The organism is Pseudoxanthomonas sp. LH2527, assembly GCF_022539275.1.
Classification (GTDB): domain Bacteria; phylum Pseudomonadota; class Gammaproteobacteria; order Xanthomonadales; family Xanthomonadaceae; genus Pseudoxanthomonas_A.
Genome location: NZ_JAKZBW010000017.1, coordinates 67475 through 84779, shown reverse-complemented (window position 1 = coordinate 84779; position 17305 = coordinate 67475). Strand labels below are relative to the sequence as shown.

General features: G+C 67.1%; 18 protein-coding genes. 13 read left to right on the top strand and 5 right to left on the bottom strand.

The genetic code is table 11. The features are described from left to right. Positions 1 to 164 precede the first annotated feature (164 nt). The 6 genes from MMG85_RS10880 (at position 165) to MMG85_RS10855 (ending at position 5170) form a co-directional block, all read left to right on the top strand. Positions 165 to 1061, top strand: a complete 897-nt coding sequence (locus MMG85_RS10880; RefSeq protein ID WP_241046056.1) for a lytic transglycosylase domain-containing protein — start codon at positions 165 to 167, stop codon at positions 1059 to 1061. 166 nt (positions 1062 to 1227) lie between these two features. Continuing rightward, on the top strand, positions 1228 to 1839 hold the full coding sequence (gene petA / locus MMG85_RS10875) for a ubiquinol-cytochrome c reductase iron-sulfur subunit (RefSeq protein ID WP_055936139.1): 612 nt from the start codon (positions 1228 to 1230) through the stop codon (positions 1837 to 1839). A gap of 3 nt (positions 1840 to 1842) precedes the next feature. Beyond that, positions 1843 to 3102, top strand: coding sequence for a cytochrome bc complex cytochrome b subunit (locus MMG85_RS10870; protein ID WP_241046055.1), 1260 nt, complete (start codon positions 1843 to 1845; stop codon positions 3100 to 3102). Then, positions 3095 to 3841, top strand: coding sequence for a cytochrome c1 (locus MMG85_RS10865; RefSeq protein WP_241046054.1), 747 nt, complete (start codon positions 3095 to 3097; stop codon positions 3839 to 3841). Before MMG85_RS10870 ends, MMG85_RS10865 begins: the two co-directional genes overlap by 8 nt. A 182-nt stretch (positions 3842 to 4023) precedes the next feature. Beyond that, positions 4024 to 4659, top strand: a complete 636-nt coding sequence (locus MMG85_RS10860; protein WP_055936130.1) for a glutathione S-transferase N-terminal domain-containing protein — start codon at positions 4024 to 4026, stop codon at positions 4657 to 4659. Between the two features lie 61 nt (positions 4660 to 4720). Then, positions 4721 to 5170 carry a ClpXP protease specificity-enhancing factor gene (locus tag MMG85_RS10855; protein WP_241046053.1) on the top strand — a complete coding sequence of 150 codons (450 nt, stop codon included), beginning with the start codon at positions 4721 to 4723 and terminating at the stop codon, positions 5168 to 5170. A 65-nt stretch (positions 5171 to 5235) separates the two neighbouring features. Here MMG85_RS10855 and MMG85_RS10850 read toward each other — a convergent pair whose 3' ends face one another. From MMG85_RS10850 to MMG85_RS10840, 3 genes are read right to left on the bottom strand one after another with little or no spacing between them, the layout of a single operon-like run. Then, a complete protein-coding gene (locus MMG85_RS10850) occupies positions 5236 to 5580 on the bottom strand; it encodes a DUF3301 domain-containing protein (protein WP_241046052.1) in 345 nt (114 codons plus the stop codon). Beyond that, positions 5577 to 6443: a carboxylating nicotinate-nucleotide diphosphorylase gene (nadC, locus tag MMG85_RS10845; protein ID WP_241046051.1), complete on the bottom strand. Its 867-nt coding sequence runs from the start codon at positions 6441 to 6443 to the stop codon at positions 5577 to 5579. Before nadC ends, MMG85_RS10850 begins: the two co-directional genes overlap by 4 nt. Continuing rightward, positions 6440 to 6709, bottom strand: coding sequence for a Trm112 family protein (locus tag MMG85_RS10840; RefSeq protein WP_241046050.1), 270 nt, complete (start codon positions 6707 to 6709; stop codon positions 6440 to 6442). Before MMG85_RS10840 ends, nadC begins: the two co-directional genes overlap by 4 nt. Positions 6710 to 6770: 61 nt before the next feature. On the opposite strand from MMG85_RS10840, the gene purE reads away from it, so the two are divergent. Next, positions 6771 to 7280, top strand: coding sequence for a 5-(carboxyamino)imidazole ribonucleotide mutase (gene purE, locus MMG85_RS10835; protein ID WP_241046049.1), 510 nt, complete (start codon positions 6771 to 6773; stop codon positions 7278 to 7280). A gap of 142 nt (positions 7281 to 7422) precedes the next feature. Beyond that, the gene (locus MMG85_RS10830; RefSeq protein ID WP_241046048.1) at positions 7423 to 8565 is read left to right on the top strand and encodes a 5-(carboxyamino)imidazole ribonucleotide synthase; all 1143 of its coding nucleotides are present in this window, start codon (positions 7423 to 7425) and stop codon (positions 8563 to 8565) included. Positions 8566 to 8650: 85 nt separating this feature from the next. Here the strand turns inward: MMG85_RS10830 and MMG85_RS10825 are convergent, their stop codons facing one another. Beyond that, a complete protein-coding gene (locus MMG85_RS10825) occupies positions 8651 to 9229 on the bottom strand; it encodes a Fe-Mn family superoxide dismutase (RefSeq protein WP_241046047.1) in 579 nt (192 codons plus the stop codon). A gap of 157 nt (positions 9230 to 9386) precedes the next feature. On the opposite strand from MMG85_RS10825, the gene grxD reads away from it, so the two are divergent. The 5 genes from grxD (at position 9387) to ppnN (ending at position 16243) form a co-directional block, all read left to right on the top strand. Then, a complete protein-coding gene (gene grxD, locus MMG85_RS10820) occupies positions 9387 to 9707 on the top strand; it encodes a Grx4 family monothiol glutaredoxin (protein WP_241046046.1) in 321 nt (106 codons plus the stop codon). 2 nt (positions 9708 to 9709) lie between these two features. After that, entirely contained in the window at positions 9710 to 10450 is a 741-nt protein-coding gene (locus MMG85_RS10815; RefSeq protein ID WP_241046061.1) for an SDR family NAD(P)-dependent oxidoreductase, read from the top strand. Continuing rightward, entirely contained in the window at positions 10447 to 11049 is a 603-nt protein-coding gene (locus tag MMG85_RS10810) for a YhgN family NAAT transporter (RefSeq protein WP_241046045.1), read from the top strand. Before MMG85_RS10815 ends, MMG85_RS10810 begins: the two co-directional genes overlap by 4 nt. A gap of 264 nt (positions 11050 to 11313) precedes the next feature. Further along, positions 11314 to 14730: a TonB-dependent receptor gene (locus MMG85_RS10805; protein ID WP_241046044.1), complete on the top strand. Its 3417-nt coding sequence runs from the start codon at positions 11314 to 11316 to the stop codon at positions 14728 to 14730. A 130-nt stretch (positions 14731 to 14860) separates the two neighbouring features. Continuing rightward, positions 14861 to 16243, top strand: a complete 1383-nt coding sequence (gene ppnN / locus MMG85_RS10800; RefSeq protein WP_241046043.1) for a nucleotide 5'-monophosphate nucleosidase PpnN — start codon at positions 14861 to 14863, stop codon at positions 16241 to 16243. Positions 16244 to 16252: 9 nt separating this feature from the next. Here ppnN and MMG85_RS10795 read toward each other — a convergent pair whose 3' ends face one another. Beyond that, positions 16253 to 17290, bottom strand: a complete 1038-nt coding sequence (locus MMG85_RS10795) for a histidine kinase (RefSeq protein WP_241046042.1) — start codon at positions 17288 to 17290, stop codon at positions 16253 to 16255. Positions 17291 to 17305: the final 15 nt, after the last annotated feature.

The window sequence follows — 17305 nt, the reverse complement described above, 5'->3', positions numbered from 1 at the left end:
CCGCGGCCGGTAGCCGGGTCGGATGGCGTTGATAGGGGATATCGGGCCCTGGCAGGGCCGTCGTGCCGCCGATGCGTCGAACTCCGACCGCCGGCACAGATTGGAGGAAACCTTTGTTGGACAAGGACTTGGCAATCACCCGGGAATCCCGGACACTGCGCGGCATGAGGGGGACTCTGACGTTTCTGGCCATGCTGGCCGCGTTGACCGCACTGCCGGCCAGCGCGGGCACGCTGTACAAGTGCACCGGCGCCGACGGTGTGCCGGCGTACGTCAGCAAGCGCGTCAGCGGCTCCCAGTGCGAAGTCGTGAGCCGCTACACGCCCGACCGCAGCCGCCCGACCCAGGTCGCCTCGGTCTCCCGTCCTGTCGAAACCACCCCGGCCATCGGGGCCGCCAATGCCCCCGCGCTGTCCGATTCGGCCACGGCCATTGTCCCGGCCGCGGCGCCGACGCCCGCGCCTGCCGCGACCGGCCCGCGCCGCGTGGTCAGCGGGCAGGTCTACTCCTACATCAAGGACGGCGTGCGCCACTACACCAGCACGCGTCCGCGCGGCGGCACCCAGGTCGCCAGCCTGCGCACCATCAAGTACAGCTACATCGAAACCTGCTTCGCCTGCGGCAACCCGGGCGTCGACTTCGGCCGGCTGCGGCTCAACACCTCCGCCTACCAGGCCGAGATCGCCGCGGCCTCGCGCGAGTTCGGCGTGGAAGAAGCCGTGCTGCGCGCGATCATGCACGCCGAGTCCTCGTACAACCCGATGGCGCTGTCGCATGCCGGCGCGCAGGGCCTGATGCAGCTGATGCCGGCCACGGCGCGCCGGTTCGGCGTGACCGACTCCTACAACGCCGGCCAGAACATCCGCGGCGGCGCGCAGTACCTGTCCTGGCTGCTGAAGCGCTTCAACGGCAACTTGACGCTGGCCGCCGCCGGCTACAACGCCGGTGAGGGCGCGGTGGACCGCCACGGCGGCGTGCCGCCGTACAAGGAAACCCAGCGCTACGTGCAGCGCGTGGCCGTGCTGGCCGACCGCTACCGCCAGGCCGTCGCCGCGCGCTGAGTCGCGGCGGGCGCCCTGGGCGCACGCAAGCCCTTGATTCCACGGCAGCCGTTGTCGGCCCATTAAGCCATCCGTTACACTTTGCCGTCTTTTGCGGCCCGCACCGGTATCTGGGGTGCGGCCTTGGCAGCCTTTTTAGCTACCTGATTGTTTTGCGGAGTGCCGGATGGCCATCGATGGGGTCAATGGGCCTGTGAATACGGGCCGACGCCGGTTCCTGACTGCGACCACCGCGGTGGTGGGTGCAGTGGGTGCCGGTATTGCAGCTGTACCTTTTATCAAGTCGTGGAATCCGAGCGCACGGGCCAAGCTGGCCGGCGCCCCGGTGACCGCCGACCTGACCGGCCTGCAGGAAGGCCAGCGCCTGATCCTGGAATGGCGCGGCCAGCCGATCTGGATCGTCAAGCGCTCCAAGGCGATCCTGGACGCGCTGCCCACCCTGGACGGCAACCTGCGCGACCCGCAGTCGGCCAACAAGGACCAGCAGCCGTCGTACATCACCGGTGAAGCGCGCTCGCTGAAGCCGGAGATCTCCGTGCTGGTCGGGCTGTGCACCCACCTGGGCTGCTCGCCGGAAATGGCCGCCGAGATCAAGCCCGAGCCGTACGACCCGGACTGGAAGGGCGGCTATTTCTGCCCTTGCCACAAGTCGCGCTTCGACATGGCCGGCCGCGTCTACCAGGGCGTGCCCGCACCCACCAACTTGGTGGTGCCGCCGCATTACTACGAGAACGACACGACCATCATCGTCGGCCTCGACCCGCAGGGGGGCGCATAAGCCATGGCGAACATCATCACCCGTACCGCCGATGGCGTCGTGGACTGGTTCAACGCGCGCGCGCCGGGCTTCATGCCCGTGTACCGCAAGCACATGAGCGAGTACTACGCGCCCAAGAACTTCAACATCTGGTACATCTTCGGCGTGCTGTCGATCGTGGTGCTGGTCAACCAGATCCTGACCGGCATCTTCCTGACGATGCACTTCAAGCCGAGCGCGGCGGAAGCCTTCGCCTCGGTCGAATACATCATGCGCGACGTGGAGTGGGGCTGGCTGATCCGCTACATGCACAGCACCGGCGCCTCGCTGTTCTTCATCGTGGTCTACATCCACATGTTCCGCGGCCTGATGTACGGCTCGTACCAGAAGCCGCGCGAGCTGGTGTGGATCCTCGGCATGCTGATCTACCTGGTGCTGATGGCCGAAGCCTTCTTGGGCTACGTGCTGCCGTGGGGCCAGATGTCGTTCTGGGGCGCGAAGGTCATCATCTCGCTGTTCGGCGCCATTCCGGTGATCGGCAACGGCCTGACCGAGTGGATCATGGGCGACTACCTGCCCAGCGACGCCACCCTCAACCGCTTCTTCGCGCTGCACGTCATCGCGCTGCCGCTAGTGCTGCTGCTGCTGGTGGTGCTGCATATCTTCGCGCTGCATGAAGTCGGCTCGAACAACCCCGACGGCGTGGAGATCAAGAAGGGCCCGAAGGGCAACCGCTGGTCGCCGACGGCACCGGCCGACGGCGTGCCGTTCCACCCGTACTACACGGTCAAGGATGGCTTCTACGTCGGTGGGTTCCTGATCTTCGCGGCCTTCATCGTGTTCTTCGCGCCCGCGATGGGCGGCTGGTTCCTGGAGCACGACAACTTCACCGAGGCCAACAAGCTGGTGACGCCAGCCCACATCAAGCCGGTGTGGTACTACACGCCCTACTACGCGATGCTGCGCGTGGTGCCGCACAAGCTGTCCGGCGTACTGGTGATGTTCGGCGCCATCGCGATCCTGTTCCTGGTGCCGTGGTTGGACCGCGCCAAGGTCAAGTCCTACCGCTACCGCGGCCTGCTGTCCAAGCTGCTGCTGGGCGTGTTCGCCATCTGCTTCATCTGGCTGGGCAAGATCGGCGCCGGCCCGGGTACGGATCCGGTGGAGACGATCATCGGCCGCTTCCTGACCGCCTTCTACTTCCTGTTCTTCCTGACCATGCCGATCTGGACCAGGATCGACAAGACCAAGCCAGTGCCCGACCGGGTGACGACGCATGACTAAGACTTTCGCCTCTCGCCTAGCTGTCTTCGCCAGCGGGTTGCTGATCTCGTTCACCGCCTTCGCTGCCGGCGGCGGCGACACGCTCCAGGCCGGCAACGACCTGAGCGACCGCGCATCGCTTCAGCGCGGCGCGCAACTGTACATGAACTACTGCGCTGGCTGTCACTCGCTGAAGTACATGCGCTATTCGCGCATGGCCGAAGACCTGGGCCTGACCGAAGACGAGGTGATGAACAACCTCAACTTCACCGGCGCCAAGTTCGGCGAGCAGGTGCAGGTGTCCATGCCGGCCGCGGGTGGCGAGAAGTGGTTCGGCAAGATGCCGCCGGATCTGAGCGTCATTTCGCGCGTGCGTGGCAGCGACTGGATCTACACCTATCTCAAGTCGTTCTACCTGGACGAATCGCGTCCGCTGGGCTGGAACAACAAGCTGTTCCCCAACGCGTCCATGCCCAATCCGCTGTGGGAGCTGCAGGGCCTGCAGCACGCCGAGTTCGGCCAGCCCGACGCGGCCACCGGCGAGCGCCACGTGGAAAGCCTCAAGGTGACGCAGGCCGGGCGCCAGGATGCGCGCGAGTTCGACCAGACGGCCCGCGACATCACCAACTTCCTGGAGTATGTCGGCGAGCCGGCGGCCCTGAAGCGCCAGAGCATCGGCGTGTGGGTGATCCTGTTCCTGTCGGCGCTGACGTTCCTGGCCTACCTGTTGAAGCAGGAGTACTGGAAGGACGTCCACTAAGCGATGTCGCGCACCCGCGCTCCGGTGCAGGCGGTGACGCCTGCGTCGGCACGGGAAGTGCCAGGCTGGGGTTGCTTGGCTTTTTCCGGCGCGGATTGCACACTCAGGGACCGTGGCGACCGTCAGCAAGGGGCTGGCGGCGTCGGTGCGATCGGCGGATTCCGGTCGTCGGAGAGCCGTGAATGGCTGCGAGCCCACGTATGCGCAATACACTGACGTTGTTTTCCTCCACCGATGACGTGCTCTGCCACCGCGTGCGGCTGGTGCTCGCCGCCAAGGGCGTGAGCTACGACCTGGTGCCGGTGGATCCGCAGAATCCGCCCGAAGACCTCATCGATCTGAATCCCTACCACTCCGTGCCCACGCTGGTGGAGCGCGATCTGGTGCTGTATGCCGCCTCGGTGGTGAGCGAATACCTGGACGAGCGTTATCCGCATCCGCCGCTGATGCCGGTCGATCCGCTGTCGCGCGCGCGCCTGCGCCTGGCCATGCTGCGCATCGAGCACGACTGGGTGCCGCAGGTGCAGGCCATCCAGCTGGGCAACAAGCAGCAGGCCGAAGCCGGCCGCAAGCGCCTGAAGGAACTGCTGACCGCCTCGGTGCCGCTGTTCAAGGCGAGCAAGTTCTTCCTCAATCCCGAGATGAGCCTGGCCGATTGCGCGATGGCGCCGATCATCTGGCGCCTGCCGTCGCTGGACGTGCCGCTGCCCAAGGACGGCAAGGCGATCGAGGACTATGGCAACCGCATCTTCCGGCATCCCGGCTTCCTCCGCAGCCTGACGGATCCCGAGAAGAAACTGCGCGAGATCCCGGTCTGACCGACCGACTTGCGGACCAGACGCGCGGGCGTTCCTGCGCGCCGGACCGCCGAGAAGTGACATGACCGACGCCTCTTCCCGCATGACCAGCCATCGCCCCTATCTGCTGCGGGCGTTGAACGAATGGATTGCCGACAACGGCATGACGCCGCACCTGCTGGTGGACGCGACGATGGCAGGCGTGCAGGTGCCCGCCAGCGCGGTGAAGGAAGGCAAGGTGGTGTTGAACATCGCCGAGCGCGCGGTGGTGCGGTTGATGATCGACAACGACGCGGTCAGCTTCACCGCGCGGTTCGGCGGCGTCAGCCATGCGGTGCACGTGCCGATCAGTGCCGTACTGGCGATCTATTCGCGCGAAACCGGGCAGGGCATGGCCTTGCCGGATGACGTGCCGCACGACACGGACGCCAGTGGCGACGACGATGCGGCCGCGTCCCAGGACACGCCGCCCGACGACGATGCACCGCCTCCGTCGGGCAAGCGCCCGCCGTTCCTGCGCGTGGTGAAGTAGGAGCGCCCCACGGGCGCGATGCGTTCCGGTCCGCGCCAGGACAGCGTCGCGGGAGCGCGCCGCTGCTAAGGTTCCAGATTGATAGGCGTCGTCGACGGCGCCACCGGTCCGACGAACGACACCAGCTGGCCCTTGCGCAGCACCAGTCGCCCGACGTGGCGATCGATGCCATCGTGCGAGTACTCGAAGCGGAAGCTGCGCTCGAAGCCCAGCCAGCCGTCCTCGCCACGGGCCAGGCGCAGGCCGTTGGCATGGACGCTCTGGTCCAGCCAGATGACGCCGGCGGCCTTGCAGGCGTTCCGACCCAGCGCGCCCGCGCGTTCGGCGGCGGCTCGCGCGGCGTTCCAGTACGCGAATGCCGCACCGCCGGCGATCAGCCACAACAGCGCACTGAGCGGCGACAGGTTCATGGGGCAGGACCGAGTTTCATCGACAGGTCGATGGCGCGGACGTGCTTGGTCAGGCCGCCGATCGAGACGAAGTCGACCCCGTCGGCCGCGATGCCGCGCAGCGTGGTCAGGTCGACGCCACCGGAGACTTCCAGCGGGATGCGGCCGGCATACGGTGCGGCCCTGGCGCGGCGCACGGCCTCGCGCCGGGTCTCGGCATCGAAGTCGTCGATCAGGATGCGCTCGCACCCCGCTGCCAGGGCTTCGTCGAGCTGCGCCAGCGTCTCCACTTCCACGATCAGCGGCAGCGACGGCTGCGCGCTGCGGGCCGCGCGGATGGCCGCCACCAGCGAGCCGGCGGCACGGACGTGGTTCTCCTTCAGCATCACCGCGTCGTACAGGCCGATGCGGTGATTCTGTCCGCCGCCGCAGCGCACGGCGTACTTCTGCGCCAGCCGCAGGCCGGGCAGGGTCTTGCGGGTGTCCAGGATGGTGCAGCCGGTGCCGCGCACCGCCTCCACGTACGCGGCGGTGACGGTGGCCGTGCCGGACAGGGTCTGCAGGAAATTCAGCGACGCGCGTTCGGCGGTGACCAGCGCGCGCGCGCGACCGGCCAGCGTGGCCAGCACGGTGCCGGCGGCCACGCGGTCGCCGTCCTGCACGCGCCATTCGATCCGCACGTCGGGATCGAGCGCGCGGTGGCAGGCATCGAACCACGGGCGGCCGGCGATGACGGCTTCTTCCTTGCACAACAGGTAGGCGATGTCGGCGGTGTCCGGCAGCAACGCTGCGGTGACGTCGCCGCCGCCGACGTCCTCGGCCAGCGCACGGTTGACGTCCGCAGCGATGACGTCGGCGGGCGGCGGCGTCGGCTGCGTGTTCATCGTGCGGGGAAGTCGCCGGCCTGTGCGGTGGCGATCGCTTCCTCGGCGAGCAGCACGGGGATGCCGTCCTCAACGCGGTACACGGTCTTGCGGTCGTGCGTCACCAGTGCCTCGCGCAGTGGCTCGGTCTGCGCGGTGTCGTCGGCGCGTTTGACCTGGCCTTCGGCGATGGCGCGATTGAGCGCTTCCAGTCCGCGCGCATCGAGCATGGCCAGCGGCTGGCGGGCGGTGGGGCAGCAGAGCAGGTCCAGCAGTTTGCGGTCCATGGGGACTCGTTCAGCGATTCGGTCAGGAGGGTAGAATACGTCTTTGCGACCGAGGACGGCCATGACCGCCAGCGTTTCCAGCCCCGTGGTGGGCATCGTGATGGGCTCCCGCTCCGACTGGGAGACCATGCAGCATGCCGCGCAGAAACTGGATGCGCTGGGTGTTCCCTACGAGGTGAAGGTGGTCTCGGCGCATCGCACGCCTGACGTGCTGTTCGCGTATGCGGACGAAGCGGCATCGCGCGGGCTGCGGGCGATCATTGCCGGCGCCGGCGGCGCGGCGCACCTGCCCGGCATGCTGGCGGCGAAGACCGCAGTGCCGGTACTGGGCGTGCCGGTGCAGTCGAAGGCGCTCAACGGCATGGACTCGCTGCTGTCCATCGTGCAGATGCCGGCCGGCATCCCGGTGGCGACGTTCGCGATCGGCAACGCGGGTGCCGCGAATGCCGGCCTGTTCGCTGCCGCACTGCTGGCGCCGGAGTATCCGGCCATCGGTGCCGCGCTCGATGCCTTCCGCACACGCCAGACCGACGATGTCATGGCGCACGACGATCCCCGCCAGCCGCTATGACGACGGTCGGCATCGACTCGCATGCGCCAAGCGCCTGCGAGTCTCCCTCACCCCATCCCTCTCCCGCGCGCGGGAGAGGGAGGCGTTGGTGCCAAGCGGGTGCCTGTGTTGCGCTGATCCCGACGACGGGAGTGATATCGATATGACTACCGTTGGTATTTTGGGTGGCGGGCAGTTGGCCCGCATGCTCGCGCTCTCGGGCGCGCCGCTCGGCCTGCGCTTCCTGGTGATGGATACCGCCGCCGACGCGTGCGCGGGCCAGTTCGCGCCGCTGCTGGTCGGCGACTATCGCGACGAGGCCGCGCTGGCCGAATTCGCCTCGAAGGTGGACGTGGCCACATTCGATTTCGAGAACGTGCCGTCGGAGAGCGCCGAGTGGCTCGCCAGCCGCGTCCCCGTGTTCCCCAATCCGCGCGCGCTGGCCGTGGCGCAGGATCGCCTGGTGGAAAAGACCCTCTTCCGCGAACTCGGCATCCCTGTCGGGCCGTTCGCGGATGTCGACAGCCTGGATGCGTTGAAGGCCGAAGTCGGGCGACTGGGCGGCGCGTGCATCCTCAAGACGCGGCGGCTCGGTTACGACGGAAAGGGCCAGTTCCGCATCAAGTCGCCGGCGGATGTCGATGCCGCCTGGCAGGCGCTGGGCGCGCAGGCCGCGACGGTCGGCTTGATTGTCGAAGCCTTCATTCCGTTCGAGCGGGAGTTGTCGGTGATCGCGGTGCGGGGCCGCGACGGCGAGTTCCGTACCTGGCCGCTGACCGAGAACTGGCATGTCGATGGCGTGTTGTCGGCGAGCCTGGCGCCCGCGCGCGTCGATGACGCCTTGGCCGAGGCGGCGTGCGCGCATGCGCGGCGATTGGCCGAGGCGCTGGACTATGTGGGCGTGTTCGCGCTGGAACTGTTCTACCGCGATGGCCAACTGCTCGCCAACGAGATGGCCCCGCGCGTGCACAACTCCGGCCACTGGACGATCGAAGGCGCGGAAACGTCGCAGTTCCAGAATCATCTGCGCGCCGTGCTCGGCCTGCCACTGGGCGAGACGCGGGTACTCGGCCACGCCTGCATGCTCAACTGGATCGGCGAGATGCCGGATGCGCGCGCCGTGCTGCAGGAAGCCGGCGGGCACTGGCACGACTATGGCAAGGAATCGCGCGCCGGTCGCAAGGTCGGCCACGCCACGCTGAGAGCGGAGGATGCGTCTTCGCTGGCCCAGGCGCTGGCGCGTGTAGGCGCGGGCTTGGGGCGCGACGCGCAGGTGGCGCCGGTGGTGGCGCGTCTGTCCGCGTAGCCCGGCCCCTCACGCGCGATCTGCAAAAGAAAACGGCCGGGTTTCCCCGGCCGTTTTGCGTGGTGTGTCGTGCGTGGACCTGGGCTCAGCGCAGGTTGCCGGCCACGAAGTCCCAGTTCACCAGCGCCCAGAACGATTCCACGTACTTCGGGCGCGCGTTGCGGTAGTCGATGTAGTAGGCGTGTTCCCACACGTCGATGGTCAGCAGCGGCTTGTCTTCGCCGGTCAGCGGGGTGGCGGCGTTGGAGGTGCTGGCCAGCGCCAGCGAGCCATCCGGGCGCTGCACCAGCCAGCCCCAGCCGGAGCCGAAGGTGCCGATGGCGGTCTTGGTGAACTCTTCCTTGAACTTGGCGAAATCGCCGAAGGTCTTGTTGATCAGCTCGGCCAGCTTGCCGGTCGGCTCGCCGCCGCCGTTGGGCTTCAGGCCGTTCCAGTAGAAAGTGTGGTTCCACACCTGCGCGGCGTTGTTGAACATGCCGCCCTGCGACTTGCGCACGATCTCTTCCAGCGATGCGTCGGCGAACTCGGTGCCTTCGATCAGCTTGTTGAGGTTGTCGACGTAGGTCTTGTGGTGCTTGCTGTAGTGGAAATCGATGGTCTCGCCGGAGATGTGCGGCTCCAGGGCGGTGCGGTCGTAGGGCAGGGGGGGTAGTTCGATGGCCATGGCTCGGTTCCTTACGCTAGGCGGGTAGAAGGGGCAGTGCCGGCATCGGCGGGCGATGCAAAGGCTTACACTATGCAATCCGCGGGCAAGGCCGGCGGAACGGACCGAAAGTGTACCCGACGGTGGTTGCCAAACCGTCAAGGAAGGAGAAATCAGCATGCCGGTGATGGAACGCATCCAGGCCGAAGTGGATGGCCACCCGATCGTCCTTTTCATGAAGGGCACGCCGCAGTTCCCGATGTGCGGCTTCTCCAGTCGTGCCGTGCACGCGCTGCGTGAAGCGGGCGCCGAACACCTCCACACCATCAACGTGCTGGAAGAGCCCGAGATCCGCGCCAACCTGCCGCGCTTCTCCAACTGGCCGACGTTCCCGCAGCTTTTCATCAATGGCGAGCTGATCGGCGGCTGCGACATCACCCTGGAACTGCACGAATCCGGCGAGCTGGAGCGGATCGTGACCGAGGCGTTCACCCAGTGAGCCTGGTCGGCCTGCCGACGCGCGCCCCTCGCGCGCTGGACCAGCGCGTCGTGCTGGTCAGTGGCGCCCATGGTGGCCTGGGCAGCGCGGCGGCGGTCGCGTGCGCCGAAGCTGGCGCGACGGTCGTGCTGCTGGGGCGCAAGCTGCCCAAGTTGAATCGCGTGTACGACGCCGTCGCGAAGGTCGGTGCCGAGCCGCTGCTGTATCCGCTCGACCTGGAGGGCGCGACGCCCGACGACTACGTCGAACTGGCCGATCGCCTGCAGGCAGAGCTGGGCCGGCTGGATGGCGTGCTGCACTGCGCGGCCGAGTTCAAGGGCCTGACGCCGCTCGAGCACACCGATCCGGCGGCCTTTGCTCGCATCGTGCACGTCAACCTCACCGCACCCTGGTGGCTTTCGCAGGCCTGCCTGCCGTTGCTCAAGCAGTCGGATGACGCCGCCCTGGTCTTCACCGTCGACGACCTTGGCCGGGTGGGGCAGGCGTACTGGGGCGCCTACGGCGTGGCCCAGCACGGGCTGGCGTCGCTGGTGGGCATGCTCCATACCGAACTGGCCACCAGCAGCGTGCGGGTTTCCGCGCTGCAGCCCGGGCCGATGCGCACGCCACTGCGTTCGCGGGCCTACGCCGACGACACCGACGCGCAGGCGCGTGATGCCGGCGACTACGCCGCCGCCTGTGTCACCCTGCTGTCATCTGCGGGCGCCACGCACAGGGGGCAGATATGGAAGGTGCGGGCATGACCGTCCTGTCGGCGGCGCTGCTGCTGTTCCTGATCCTGGACCCGCTGGGCAACATCCCGGTGTTCCTCAGCGTGCTCAAGCCGCTGCCGCCGCGTCGCCAGCGCATCGTGGTGGTGCGCGAACTGCTGATCGCGCTGGTCGTGCTGATGCTGTTCCTGTGGGGCGGCAAGTACGCGCTGGAAATGATGCACCTGCGGCAGGAGTCGGTGGCCATCGCCGGCGGCATCGTGCTGTTCCTGATCGGCGTGCGGATGATCTTTCCCCGGCCGGAAGGGCTGATGGGCGAGCTGCCGGGCGGTGAGCCCTTCATCGTGCCGCTGGCCATTCCGCTGGTGGCCGGCCCCTCCGGCATGGCGGCGGTCATGCTGATGGGCAGCAACGACCCGTCCCGGCTGGGCGACTGGAGCCTGGCCCTGCTGCTGGCCTGGGGAGCCACGGCGGTGATCCTGTTCTCGGCGACGGTGCTCTACAAGTGGCTGGGCCGGCGGGTACTGACCGCCATCGAGCGCCTGATGGGCATGCTGCTGGTGGCCATCTCCGTGCAGATGGTGCTGGACGGCATCGGCACCTACCTCAAGCTGACCCCCCCTAACATCTGAGCCTCATCGGTCGCGGGGCAGCAGCCGGCTGGGCGCCAGCCGGGTCCGCCCGCAGGCGGGCCGGCTGTCATGTTGCGCTGCGGAAATTTGTCATGCGGCGGTCACAAAATGGTCCTATCGTGTTAACCTGTTATTAACCTCCGCGGACGCCGCGTGGGCCATGGGAACCCCTAAGCACGCCCTTCGAAACGACCTCCACGGTCGCTTCCGCGCACGTCCTGTCAGCCAGCTTCGCCACATCACTCCCGTACCGAGGTTTATCCGATGAACCAATCCCGTCGTCTTCGCCTGTCCAAGCTCAGCCTTGGCCTCGTCGTCGCGCTCGCCGCCGCTCCCGCCTTCGCGCAGAGCACCTCGGCCGGTGTGGGCGGCCTGGTCACCGACAATGGCGGCCAGCCCGTCGTCGGCGCCGAGGTGACCATCACCCACGTCGAATCCGGTACGGTCAGCCGCGCCACCACCGATGCCAGCGGTCGCTACAACGCGCGCGGCCTGCGCGTGGGCGGTCCCTACCAGGTGACCATCACCAAGTCGGGCACGGGCACCAAGACCGAAGACAACGTGTTCCTGCAGCTCAACCAGACCAGCACGATCAACGCCGCGCTGACGGGCGACATGGCGACGCTGGAAACGGTCACGGCGGTGGGCTTCTCAGGCGGTTCGGAAGTCTTCAGCGCGACCAAGATGGGCTCGGGCACCAGCGTCGACCGCGTCACCATCGAGAACCTGCCGTCGGTCAACGGCAACATCCAGGATTACATGCGCCTCGATCCGCGCGTGACCTTCAGCGACCGCGCCTCGGGCAGCATCACCGCCGGCGGTCAGAACCCGCGCTTCAACAAGATCACCATCGACGGCGTGTCGGCCAGCGACACCTTCGGCCTGGAAGGCAACAACATGCCGACCCAGCGCCAGCCGGTCTCGATGGAAGCCATCGAAGCCATCGACATCAACCTGTCGAACTACGACGTGACGATGGCCGGCGCCGCCGGTGCCAACGTCAACGCCGTGACCAAGTCGGGCACCAACGAGTTCCACGGTTCGGTGTACGGCAGCTACCGTGATGGCGACTGGTTCGGCGACTACCCGGCGCGCATCGCCGGCAGCTCGCTCGACGTGACCGGCCTGCCGTTCGACGAGTACGACGACGAGACCACCTGGGGCGTGACCCTGGGCGGCCCGATCGTCAAGGACAAGCTGTTCTTCTTCGCCAACTACGAGAAGTTCAAGCAGACCAACATTGGCCCGGCCGGCAAGAGCCAGGGCACCAACCCGCTGGCCGCCGGCACCGCCGACTTCAGCGCCGCCGACCTGGCCGCCGTGCAGGACATCGCGCGCGACGTGTGGGGCTTCGAGCCGGGCGACCTGACCGGCGCCGGCGACACCGAACTGGAAGAGTACGCGCTGAAGCTGGACTGGAACATCAGCGATGCGCACCGCGCCAGCCTGCGTTACAGCAAGCTCGAGCAGAACCGCGTTCGCCCGGAAGCGTCGACCGCCAACGTGCTGTCGCTGAGCTCCAACTGGTACAACCACGTCAAGACCGTGGAAAGCTACGTCGGCCAGCTGTTCAGCGATTGGTCCGACACGTTCTCGACCGAGTTCAAGGTGTCGTACCGCGATTACTCGGCCGTCCGCGTCAGCCCGACCACCGCGCCGACCATCCAGGTGTACTTCGACGACGGCGTAGCCGGTAACGGCAACGACAGCCCGATCGGCACCAACAGCAACAGCTTCAGCGGCCTGGACGCGATCCGCCTGGGTACCGAGCGCAGCTCGATGGGCAACGCGCTGCTGACCGAGACGTGGAACTACTTCGGCTCGGCCACCTGGACGGTGGGCGATCACGACTTCAAGTTCGGCGCCGAGTACAGCGAAAACGAGATCTACAACTTCTTCCTGCAGGATTACTGGGGCAACTACAGCTTCTATGTCCCGCGTCCGCTGGTCGGCGGCACCCGCACCTCCGATTTCAGCAACCTGACCAACGGTCGCTACTTCGACTACGACCTGCAGACCAACCCGACCAACGCGGACATGATCGCCGCGCGCTACAAGAACAAGAGCCTCGGCTTCTTCGTGCAGGACACGTGGTACGTCACGCCCAACCTGACGCTGACCCTCGGCGTGCGCGCCGACAAGCCCAGCGCCAGCCCGGCCGCGCCGTTCAACGAGTGCTTCGCTGCGGCACCCGGCACCACCAATGCCGCCTGCACCGGCGGCACCTACACCGGCGGCTTCGGCATCGCCAACAACAACACCTACAACGGCGACTACATCATCCAGCCGCGCTTCGGCTTCAACTACACCTTCGACTGGGAGCGTCCGGCCCAGCTGCGCGGTGGTATCGGCCTGTTCCAGGGCGACGCCCCGCAGGTGTGGGTGGGCAATGCCTACAGCAACACGGGCATGAACTACATTTCGTTCCAGAACAACACCAATCCGGCGCTGGTCCCGTTCAGCCCCGATGGCCTGAACCAGAACGTGCCGGCAGGCGGCACGGGCGTGCGCAACGTCAACGCCATCAGCGACGACTTCGAGCTGCCGTCGGTGTGGAAGGCCAACCTGGCGATCGACGTCGAGACGCCGTGGAACGGCATCGTGGCGTCGGCCGAACTGCTGCTGACGGACGTCAAGAATGGCCTGTTCTACCGCACGCTCAACGTGGGTCCCGGCTACGTCGGTCCGGACGGCCGCGTGCTGTACTGGAACCCGAACAGCACGCGTCCTTTCGGCAACACCGCCGCCGGCACCGGCGCGTTGGCGCCCAATGGCGCGCGTACCGGCCGCAACACCTACTTCGGTGATGTCTTCCTGCTGGAGAACACCAACAAGGGCAAGGGCCAGCAGCTGACGGTCTCGCTGAGCAAGCCGGTCTCGGAAGACAGCGACTGGTCGTGGACCGTGGGCTACACCCGCACCAACGCCGAGGAAGTCTCGGCGCTGACCAGCTCCACTGCGAGTTCGGGCTATGGTTCGCAGCTGGGTGTCAGCATCAACGAGCCGACCAGCAGCACGGCGCGTTACGAGATCAAGGACCGCTTCAGCGGTTCGCTGAACTGGTCGCACAAGTTCTTCGGTGACTACGCCACCCAAGTGGGCCTGTTCTACGAAGGCCGCAGCGGCCGTCCCTACAGCTACATCTTCAACGGCGACGCGAACGGCGACAACCGCACCTTCAACGACCTGTTCTACGTGCCGGCGGGCCGCGGCGACGTGCTGTTCGGCAACCTGAGCGCCACCGGCCAGTTCACTGCCGATCCGGTCATGGAGCAGGCGTTCTGGACGTGGCTGGAGCAGCAGGATGGCCTGAGCCGCTACGCAGGCACCTACGCGCCGGAGAACGGCTTCACCTCCGGCTGGGTCAACACGTTCGACATCCGCATCAGCCAGGAACTGCCCGGCTTCATGAAGGGCCACAAGTCCAAGATCTGGCTCGACATCCAGAACGTCGGCAACCTGATCAACGACGACTGGGGCCACATCATCGACTACGGCTTCAACGCCAACAACGCGGTCGCCTCGCTGCGCGGCATCTACAACGGCCAGTACGTGTACGGTTACCGTAGCGGCACGGAGTTCGGCCAGTCGACGGCCCTCGGTATTCCGACCAACGCCGACAGCCAGACCAACGGCATCTCGCAGTGGTCGCTGTCGGTGGGTCTGAAGTACGAGTTCTGATCCGCAGCCACATCGCGGAAGGCAATACGAACGGCCGGGGAAACCCGGCCGTTTTCTTTTGGGCGGGCTCCTCAGGCCCCGGGGACTGCGCTAAAGTCCCGCCTCTGACGAACGAAGACAGGAAACTCCCATGAGTGAAACGGCATCGAGGGCGTTGCCGGTGCAGGACGCGCGGATCTACCCGCGCGGTGGCCTGGACGTGCTTTCCCGCGCCGAAGTGGCGCGCCTGCGCGACGCCTCCAGCGGCGGCATGCACGAGCTGCTGCGCCGCTGCGCGCTGGCCGTGCTGACCAGCGGCAGCGCCTCGGACGATCCGCGTGCGGCGCGCGACCTGTATCCGGATTTCGACATCCAGGTGCTGCAACAGGACCGCGGCGTGCGCATCGACCTGATCAACGCGCCCGCCATGGCCTTCGTCGACGGCGAGATCATCCGCGGCATCGCCGAGCTGCTGTTCGCCGTGGTCCGCGACCTGGCCTATACCGCGATCGAACTCGGCCCGGAGTATGCGGCCGACCTGGAATCCTCCGCCGGCATCACCAATGCGGTGTTCGGCCTGCTGCGCAACGCGCGCATCCTCAAGCCCAGCGATCCCAACCTGGTGGTGTGCTGGGGCGGCCATTCGATCTCGCGCGACGAATACCTCTACACCAAGCAGGTCGGCTACGAGCTGGGCCTGCGCGGGCTGGATATCTGCACGGGCTGCGGTCCCGGTGCGATGAAGGGGCCGATGAAGGGCGCGACGATCGCCCACGCCAAACAGCGTCGCGCCAAGACGCGCTACATCGGCGTGACCGAGCCGGGCATCATCGCCGCCGAGTCGCCCAACCCGATCGTCAACCATCTGGTCATCATGCCGGACATCGAGAAGCGCCTGGAGGCCTTCGTCCGCCTCGGCCACGGCATCATCGTGTTCCCGGGCGGCGTGGGCACGGCGGAAGAGATCCTCTACCTGCTCGGCATCCTGCTGCATCCGGACAACGCGGACCTGCCGTTCCCGCTGATCCTCACCGGTCCGACCATCGCGGCGCCGTACTTCGAGCAGATCGACCGTTTCATCCGGCTGACGCTGGGCGACGCGGCGGCCGAGCGCTACGAGATCATCGTCGGCGACCCGGTGGCGGTGGCGAAGAAGATGGTGGCCGGCATCCGCAAGGTGCGCGAGTACCGCATCGAGCACAAGGACTCGTTCTTCTTCAACTGGGCCATCCAGATTCCCGAGGACTACCAGCAGCCGTTTGTTCCGTCGCACGAGGCGATGGCGGGGCTGCAGCTGCGGCCCGGCCGCGACGTCCACGACCTTGCCGCGGACCTGCGCCGTGCGTTCTCCGGCATCGTCGCGGGCAACGTCAAGGAGGACGGCATGCGCCGGATCGAGGAGTTCGGTCCGTTCGAGATCCATGGCGACGCCGCCATGATGCAGGCGCTGGACGCCTTGCTGCGCGCGTTCGTCGAGCAGCGGCGCATGAAGATCGCCGGCGAGTACCGGCCCTGCTATCGCGTAGTGACCTGACGCTTCGCGCTATGGAGAGGTGTCGAGCGGCAAGCGGATGACGGCGAAGTAGCGGCCATCCACGATGCGCGTATCCACGCGTCCGCGGCCCTCGGTTGCGGCGTGGATGCGCGCCCGCACCGAACTGAGGCCGACCTGGTGCCCTGCCGCAGCGCGCGACGAAGCCGGCGGCAAGGTATTGGAGACGGACACCTGCAGGTATCCGTCGACCGTCTCGACCCGGATGCCGACTTCGCCCCCCGAGGTGGAGGGTTCGATGCCATGGCGGATCGCGTTCTCGGCCAACGGCTGGATGGACAGCGTGGGCACCTGCAGCGTGGGCAGCGTCTCGGCGACATCCCAGTCCAGGTGCAAGCGATCCCCCAGGCGGAGCTGTTCGATCTCCAGGTAGCGGCGCGCAAGCGACAGGTCCTCTTCCAGCAGGAGCGCGTCACGCTGCGACAGCGCCGCCCGGAACAGGTCCGACAGATCCAGCAGCAACTGCTCGGCCAGGTCGGGCTTGGCGTGCAACAGCGAGATGCCGGTATTGAGGGTGTTGAACAGGAAGTGGGGCTGGATGCGGGCCTGAAGCGCTTGCAGCTTGGCGTGCTCGGCGCTGACGGCCAGTTGCTTCGCGTTCCACTGCGCCTGGAACGCGGCCAGACCCAGCAGCCCCATGATCAGCGCGATGGCGGTGACCCGTAGCGCGAAACCCGACCATCCGTCCTGCGGCAGCAGGGCGTAGTCGCGCAAGGTCAGCCACGCCAGGCCGATCACCATCCAGGTGCTCAGCAGCAGCGCGCCCAGGCCGACCTGGGCGACCACCGGGGGACGCAGGCCTGCGAGTTGCCGGCGCAGCAGGTAGAGCAGACACAGCGCCGTCAGCGAGATCCACTGGATCGCCAGCGATGCCACGCCGAAATAGGTCAGGCGGTCGCCGTCGGTTCCCGGTGCCACCGCCAGCACCGCCGCCACGGCTTCCCCGGCAAGCAGCACCCAGATGAGCGTGCGCGGTTGCCAGAGGGTGTCCAGCGGACTGAGTCGTGTCGGGGGCGGGATCGGCGTCATGTTCAGCTTCTGCGG